The organism is Actinomadura sp. NPDC000929, assembly GCF_040492065.1.
Lineage (GTDB): Bacteria > Actinomycetota > Actinomycetes > Streptosporangiales > Streptosporangiaceae > Spirillospora > Spirillospora verrucosospora.
Window position 1 is genome coordinate 41,561 of sequence record NZ_JBEUPA010000046.1, and the last position, 7,404, is coordinate 48,964.

General features: G+C 68.3%; 6 protein-coding genes. 5 read left to right on the plus strand and 1 reads right to left on the minus strand.

Translation table 11 applies throughout. The features are described 5' to 3' along the window. Positions 1-109 precede the first annotated feature (109 nt). From ABWI04_RS18600 to ABWI04_RS18615, 4 genes are read left to right on the plus strand one after another with little or no spacing between them, the layout of a single operon-like run. The gene (locus tag ABWI04_RS18600; protein ID WP_353833200.1) at positions 110-1,372 is read left to right on the plus strand and encodes an amidohydrolase; all 1,263 of its coding nucleotides are present in this window, start codon (positions 110-112) and stop codon (positions 1,370-1,372) included. Then, the gene (locus ABWI04_RS18605; RefSeq protein ID WP_353833201.1) at positions 1,365-2,432 is read left to right on the plus strand and encodes a threonine aldolase family protein; all 1,068 of its coding nucleotides are present in this window, start codon (positions 1,365-1,367) and stop codon (positions 2,430-2,432) included. The genes ABWI04_RS18600 and ABWI04_RS18605 overlap by 8 nt, the downstream gene beginning before the upstream one ends. A 56-nt stretch (positions 2,433-2,488) precedes the next feature. After that, on the plus strand, positions 2,489-3,907 hold the full coding sequence (locus ABWI04_RS18610; protein WP_353833202.1) for a peptide MFS transporter: 1,419 nt from the start codon (positions 2,489-2,491) through the stop codon (positions 3,905-3,907). 44 nt (positions 3,908-3,951) lie between these two features. Then, a complete protein-coding gene (locus ABWI04_RS18615; protein WP_353833203.1) occupies positions 3,952-5,385 on the plus strand; it encodes an aldehyde dehydrogenase in 1,434 nt (477 codons plus the stop codon). 160 nt (positions 5,386-5,545) lie between these two features. Here ABWI04_RS18615 and ABWI04_RS18620 read toward each other — a convergent pair whose 3' ends face one another. Beyond that, positions 5,546-6,247, minus strand: a complete 702-nt coding sequence (locus ABWI04_RS18620) for a VOC family protein (protein WP_353833204.1) — start codon at positions 6,245-6,247, stop codon at positions 5,546-5,548. A gap of 701 nt (positions 6,248-6,948) precedes the next feature. Here ABWI04_RS18620 and ABWI04_RS18625 point away from each other — a divergent pair. Next, positions 6,949-7,404: DUF6928 family protein (locus tag ABWI04_RS18625; RefSeq protein WP_502913136.1), on the plus strand; the 456-nt coding region annotated here is incomplete at its 3' end.

The following is a 7,404-nucleotide window of genomic DNA, read 5'->3' on the forward strand; positions in this document are numbered from 1 at the left end:
CTGACGTGGCGGTTCCGCCGAAATCAACCATTGCCAGCACGCCCAGGTCGCTTTACGATGCCTCCACTAGCGAACAAACGTGCGTTAATCGAACTTTGGAGTCGTGTCGATGCCCACACCGGACGTGCTGCGCTCCCTCTCCGAGGCCATGCCGGATCTGGAGGCCGTCTATCGGGATCTGCATGCGCATCCCGAGCTCGCCTACGCCGAACACCGGACGGCGGCCATCGTTGCCGCCCGGCTTCAGGTGGACGGGTTCGCGGTGACCGATGGGATCGGCGCCACCGGCGTGGTCGGCGTTCTGCGCAACGGCGAGGGCCCCGCCGTCATGCTCCGCGCGGACATGGACGCTCTGCCGGTCAAGGAGCAGACGGGACTCGACTACGCGAGCACGGCGACCGCGACGGAAGATACGGGCGAGATCGTCCCGCTCATGCACGCATGCGGCCACGACGTCCACGTGACCTGCCTGCTGGGTGCAGCGCGGCTGATGGCGGCGTCGGCCGGCCTCTGGTCCGGCACGCTCATCGCGGTGTTCCAGCCCGCTGAGGAAGGACGCGGCGGCGCCCAGCGCATGCTCGCCGACGGTCTCTTCGAGATCACTGGGAAGCCCGACGTCGTGCTGGGCCAGCACGTCTTCCCCCACGCCGCGGGGACCGTGGGATATCGGAGCGGGCCGTTCCTGGCGGCCTCCGACGGCTTCGACGTGCGTTTGTACGGCAGGGGCGCGCATGGCTCGCGGCCGCAGTCCGGGGTGGACCCGGTGGTTCTGGCGGCCTCGACGGTGATGCGGCTCCAGACCATCGTCTCGCGTGAGGTGGCCGCAGACGAGCAGGCGGTGCTGACCGTCGGCGCTCTGCGCGCCGGGGCCAAGGCCAACATCATCGCCGACCACGCCGACCTCAGCCTCAGCATCCGCAGCTTCGACCGGGAGGTCAGCGCGCGCATGGTGTCCTCAGTGCGGCGCATCATCGAGGCCGAGTGCGCCGCTTCTGGTTCACCCCGGCCACCGCGGTTCGACGAGCTGGCCCGGTTCTCCCCCACGGTGAACGACCCGGTGGCGACCGAGCGGGTCGCCGGCGCCCTGCGGGCGCTGCTGGGAGACGACGCGGCCACCGAGATCGCGCCCATCATGGGCAGCGAGGACTTCGGCGAGTTCGGCGAGGCCGCCAGTGCCCCCTCGGTGTTCTGGTCGCTGGGCGGCACCGATCCCGAGGCGTACGCCACCGCGTTGAAGGCGGGCACGGTGGACGAGGACATCCCGTCCAATCATTCCCCGCTCTTCGCGCCGATTGTGCAGCCCACGCTCACCACCGGGGTGAGCGCGCTGGTCGCCGCCGCCATGGAATGGCTGGGGACCTCCCATGGCTGACAGGCGGCCCCCGTCGCCACGGCGGGGCTTCACCAGCGACAACGCGTCCGGCGTGCATCCCGAGGTGCTGGCGAGGGTGGCAGAGGCCAACGTCGGCCACGCACCGAGCTACGGCGCGGACTCCTGGACCGCGTGCGCGCAAGACCTGCTCTCCGCGGAGTTCGGGGCTGGCAGCCAGACGTTCCTGGTTTTCAACGGTACGGGCGCGAACGTGTCCGCGCTCGCCGCGGCGCTGCGGCCCTACCAGGCGGTGATCTGCTCAGCCGACGCGCACCTGCACACCGACGAGTGCGGGGCACCGGCCCGCCTCATCGGAAGCACCGTGATCCCTGTGCCCGCAGAGCGCGGTCTGCTCACCCCCGAGCGGCTGGAAGCAGCCATGCCGCCCGTCGGTCGCGGCGAGCATCAGGTCGTCCCCGCGGTCCTGTCGCTCACCAACGCCTCCGAACTCGGCACGGTGTACCGGCCGGCCCAGGTGGCAGAGCTGGCTGCCTGGGCCCGCGAGCGGGGCCTGCTGGTGCACATGGACGGCGCCCGGCTGGCCAACGCGGCCGTGTCGGTCGGAAGCTCGCTCGCCGAGGTCAGCACAGCGGCGGGCGTCGACATCCTCTCGTTCGGTGGCACCAAGAACGGGCTGCTTTTCGGGGAGGCCGTCGTCTTCGCGGGGAGCGCCGGAGGAGTCGCCGCCGCGCAGCACTACTTGCACACCCGCAAGCAGGTGACGCAGTTGGCCTCGAAGATGCGATTCCTGAGCGCGCAGTTCGTGGCCCTGCTCACCGACGGGCTGTGGCGTCGCAACGCCATGGCGGCCAATTCCGCCGCCTCCTACCTCGCCTCGAGCCTCAGCACCGTCCCGGGCGTCGAGGTCCTCCATCCGGTTCAGGCGAACGCGGTGTTCGCGAGGATGCCGCCGACCATGACGGCACGCCTGGCGGACGAATTCTCCTTCCACACCTGGGACGCGGCGGCCGGCACCGTTCGGTTCGTCTGTTCCTTCGACACCGAGACCACCGATATCGACCACTTCATCACCACGGCACGGACCTTGATGACCGCCTAGAGAAGGGCGCCACCATGACCACAACGAATGCGGACCCGGCGAGACCGACAACGATCGTGGGCCAGCCGCGAGGACTGGTGACGCTAGCGGGAATCGGCCTCTGGGAGCGATTCTCCTTCTACGGCATGCAGGTCGTCCTTCTGTACTACCTGTTCTTCCCGGTGTCGGAAGGCGGGCTGGGCCTGTCCAAGGCAGAGGCCACGTCGGTCATCGGCGCGTACGGCGGCCTGGTCTACCTCTGCACGGTGATCGGCGGCTGGGTCGCCGACCGGCTCCTGGGCTCGGAGCGGACGCTCTTCTGCAGCGTCACGCTCATCATGCTCGGTCACGTCGCACTCGCCATCGTTCCGGGATTCGCCGGCGTCTGGATCGGGCTCGCCCTGCTCGTGGTGGGAAGCGGTGGCCAGATCGGCAACCTGACCTCCTCGCTGGGGCACCTGTACGGCGAAGGGGACCGGCGCCGCGACAACGGATTCCTGCTCTTCTACATGGGCCTCAACATCGGAGCCCTAGCGGGCCCCCTTCTCACCGGGCTCGCACGCACCCGCCTGGGATTCCACTACGGCTTCGGGATCGCGGCGATCGGCATGGCCATCGGCCTGGTCCTGCTCTACGGAGGACGTCGGCACCTGGCCCCGCGCGGGCGTACCGTGCCGGACCAGCTGCCCCGGTCCGCGATGGTGAAGGCGGCCGCCGCAGCGGCCGGCGTCCTCCTCCTCCTCGTGCCGGCGGCCGCGGTGGGTGCGCTGTCGATCCGTCATCTGGCGACCGCGATCACCGTCGTCGTGGTGGCGGTCATCGTCGGCTATTTCACGACCATGCTGTGCAGCGCGAAGGTATCGGCCGCGGAACGGCGCCGCGTGTACGGGCTCATCCCGATGTTCCTCATCAACTGCGTTTTCTGGGCGCTCTACCAGCAGCAGTTCACGGTCGTGCAGGTCTACGCGGCAACCCGCCTCGACCTCCACGTCCTCGGCTTTGCCATGCCGCCGGAGTTCTTCAGCTCAGCAGTGCCGTTCTTCGTCATCCTCCTCACCCCGATTCTCGTGTCGCTGTGGGCCCGCGCCGGGTCCCACGAGCCGTCCACGCCGACGAAGTTCCTCGTCGGAGTCGTCCTGATCGGCCTGTCGTTCCTGCTCTTTCTCCCCATGGCCGGAAACGACGGCGCGGTCAACCCGCCGCTCGCGCTGGCCGGGATCCTCCTGGTCTTCACGCTGGCGGAACTCTTCGTGTCCCCCGTGCAATTGGCGCTGTCGACCCAACTCGCACCGAAGGCGTTCCAGACCCAGACAGTCGCCCTGCTTTTCTTGTCCACAGCGGCGGGATCGGCCGCCTCGGGCATGCTGGCAGGCTTCTATTCCCCCGCACGCGAGGGCGCCTACTTCTCCGTCCTCGGCCTCGCCTCGCTCGGGGCGGCCGCACTCTTCGCGATGACCATTCCCTGGATCAAATCCATGCTGAACGGCTCCCGGTGAATCGGCGAGCACAGCCTCCGCAAGGCACAGAAGGAAGGAAACCAATGATCAAGCGATACGATTCGCTGCCTATCGGCGGCGACTGGGTGGCCCCGACAACCCGAATGACGATCCGCGTCGTGTCACCGAACACCGAGGAGCCGATCGGCGAGGTGCCGGCCGCCGGGCCGGCCGACGCCGACGCCGCCGTGGCAGCCGCCCGCGCCGCGTTCCCCGCATGGCGGGACCTCAACCCCGCCGGGCGGGCCGCAACGCTGCGCCGCTTCGCCGACCTGATCGAAGCCCGCAAGGACCGGTTCGCCGAGCTCGTCTCTTCCCAGAACGGGATGCCGGTGGCGGTCGCATCCCAGTTGGAAGCCCTCTACCCGGCCCTCCTGCTGCGCTACTACGCCGATCTCGCCGAAGCGCAGCAGGAGGAGAACCGCCCAGGCATGCTGGGCGGGAGCATCAAGGTACTCAGAGAACCCGTAGGGGTCGTCGCGGCGATCGTGCCGTGGAACTTCCCTCAGACGCTCGGCTTCATGAAGATCGCCCCCGCGCTGGCCGCCGGCTGCACCGTCGTCGTCAAGCCGTCCCCCGAGACCGTCCTGGACGCCTTCCTCCTGGCCCGAACAGCGATCGACGCTGGCCTGCCACCGGGTGTCCTCACCATCGTCCCCGGCGGCCGTGACCTCGGCGCGCATCTCGTCGCCCACCCGGGGGTCGACAAGGTCGCCTTCACCGGGTCCACCGCCGCCGGCCGAGAGATCGCCCAGACCTGCGGGCGGCTGCTGCGCCCGGTCACACTGGAGCTGGGCGGCAAATCGGCCGCGATCGTCCTGGACGATGCCGACCTGGACCTGGGCACCATCGGCGCCGACCTTTTCGTCGCCACCCTGGCGAACAACGGCCAGACCTGCTTCCTCGGAACCCGGGTGCTCGCGCCGCGGCACCGGTACACCGAGGTCGTGGACGTCTTCACCGAGTTCGCCCGCTCGATGAGCGTCGGCGACTCCCTCGATCCGGGCACACAGATTGGGCCGATGGCCACAGCCCGCCAACGGGACCGCGTGGAGTCCTTCATCGCCAAGGGCCGGGCCGAGGGCGGCCGCGTCACGACGGGCGGCGGCCGCCCCGCCGACCACGACCGCGGCTGGTTCGTCGACCCGACCGTGTTCGCCGACGTTGACAACGACGCCGCGATCAGCCGGGAGGAGATCTTCGGGCCGGTCCTCACCGTCATCCCCTACCGCGACGACGAGGATGCCGTGCGAATCGCCAACGACTCCGACTACGGCCTGGGCGGCACCGTCTGGTCTACCGACACCGACCGGGCACTGCGCCTGGCCCGCAGGGTCCGCACGGGAACGATCGGCATCAACAGGTACATGCCCGACCCGGCCGCGCCCTTCGGCGGCGTCAAGGCCAGCGGTATCGGCCGCGAACTCGGCCCTGAGGGCATGGCCGGCTACCAGCAACTCAAGTCCGTCTACTGCTGACACAGTGAGCGCCGCTCCGACCGGGCGAACACCGGCCAGACGACTACCGCGGCAGGAAACTCGACACGGGACCGTCAGGTGCAGCACTGCCTGGCGGTCCTGGCGCCGTGCCAAGCGAACGCGATGGCAGCAGAACGCAGAAGGAGTTCACGCGGCCCGGTCAACCGCCTTGAACGAGTCCCGCCTGTGCTCCAGTGGGATCGGCGATGACGACGACGCGGCCCACCGGGCCCTCCATCGGCGGTACCTCGACGCTACCTCCCAACTCGACGGCCCGGCCCGCAGAGGCATCGCAGTCGGTGACCGTGAAGTAAGGAGCCCAGGCGGGCGCGTCCCCGTATTGGAGGCGGTCTGCCTGGGACATGCCCGCGACATAGCGGTCACCGAGGCGGCACAAGGTGTATGCGCCGGAGCCGTGGTCCTCGGTGGTGAACGTCCAGCCGAACACGTCCGCGTAGAAGCGCTTCGCCGCTTCGACGTCCGGGCAGAGCAACTCGATCCACGCAAGCGTCCCGTGCTCTCCGCTCTTCAACGCGCCGCGCCAGATGTACGCCTGCCAGAGGCCGAACCCGGCGCCCAGTGGATCCGCGCACAGCGCCGCCCGGCCGAGATGGGCGTTGTCGTACGGGTCCGAGTAGGCACGCCCGCCCGCCCCCTCGACCGTACCGACGGCCGCATCGGTGTCGGTGACGCTGAAGAAACAGGTCCAGCCAGGTGCCTCAGTGTCGTCCTGGAGCCTCGTCATCCCCGCTGTCTCGACAGAGTCCGGCCCCATGGTGAAAGTGGTGCAGTCGCCGAGCCGTTCATAGGAGATCGTGTACGAATTCCAATTGAACAAACCTTCATAGAAGGCCGTCGACACCTCGGTATTCGGACTGTACAAGCCAGCCCAACAGGGCTCTCCTACCTCGTATGCCACTACCTCGTTCACGAGACCCCCCATACAAGAGACCTCCAGGCTATCGCCCAGGTAGTAATCGCCTTGTACATAGAAGGACTCCCCTTGACTAATTCGTGGCTGTTCCGTCCTGCGGTTCTGCCTAGTTCGGGCAGGTGCCGCGCCAGGTGGGGGTGCTCTCGCCGGTGAGCGGTGGGTCATGAGTTCGGTCATCGCGATGTGGACCAAGGCGGCATGTCCAGGTAGGTACGGATGACGTTGACGATGATCTCTCGCCGGGCAGAATTGTTCTGGTTGAGGCGTTCCAGGCGTACATGCCAGCCAGCCTTACAGGTGCCTCGTCACTGCCGAACTGGTCGGCGGCGTCAGCGACGGGCGGCTCACGGGGACCGTGTTGCGGCGCTGCGTGCCGCGGTGGAGTCCGCCGTGGTGCATCACTACCCGGACGTCTTCAGCGTCCGCCTCCCGGCAGACTGAAGCGGTCCACGACCGGCTTTCGGTACCTACGCGCGGCCGCTGCATACCCGTACTCCCGGAAGATGGGGCACCCACCTTCCTCTCGTTGCAGGAGGACGAGGATCTCCCCGGCCCGCTGTCTGAATGACCATGTAAGTTCCCTCCAGTTGTGACCAGATGGGCTGGTGGACAACGGAAGGTGATCAATCATGGGTGCCAAAACGGCCGTCCTCATCTACACCGACGGCCACCTCGCCGACCTACTGCGCAGCACGCCCGAGCCCGACCCGGCGGCCACCGCGGCGCTGATCAGTCGGACCAACCCCGGCTGGGACGGATCCACCACCTCCCCGGGGAACCTGGACGACTACATCTATCCCGATCAAGGGGTCGCCTACGCAGGCAGCTTCCCCGGCATCGACGTGCTCTGCGACCAGCAGGTGATGGTGGGCCGCCCGTCCCAAGTCCCCGCCCATCTCCTACGCGCCGGCACCCACAGCGGCCAGGTGATCCTGCACGCCATGCACAGCGGCACCGACTGGTTCGCCTACGCGATCTGGGAAAACGGCGCCCTGCTGCGATCACTCAGCCTGTCACCCGCCACCGGAGTCACCGAGAACATCGGGACGCCCTTGGAATTCGAACACCCCTACTGGGCAGGCGAA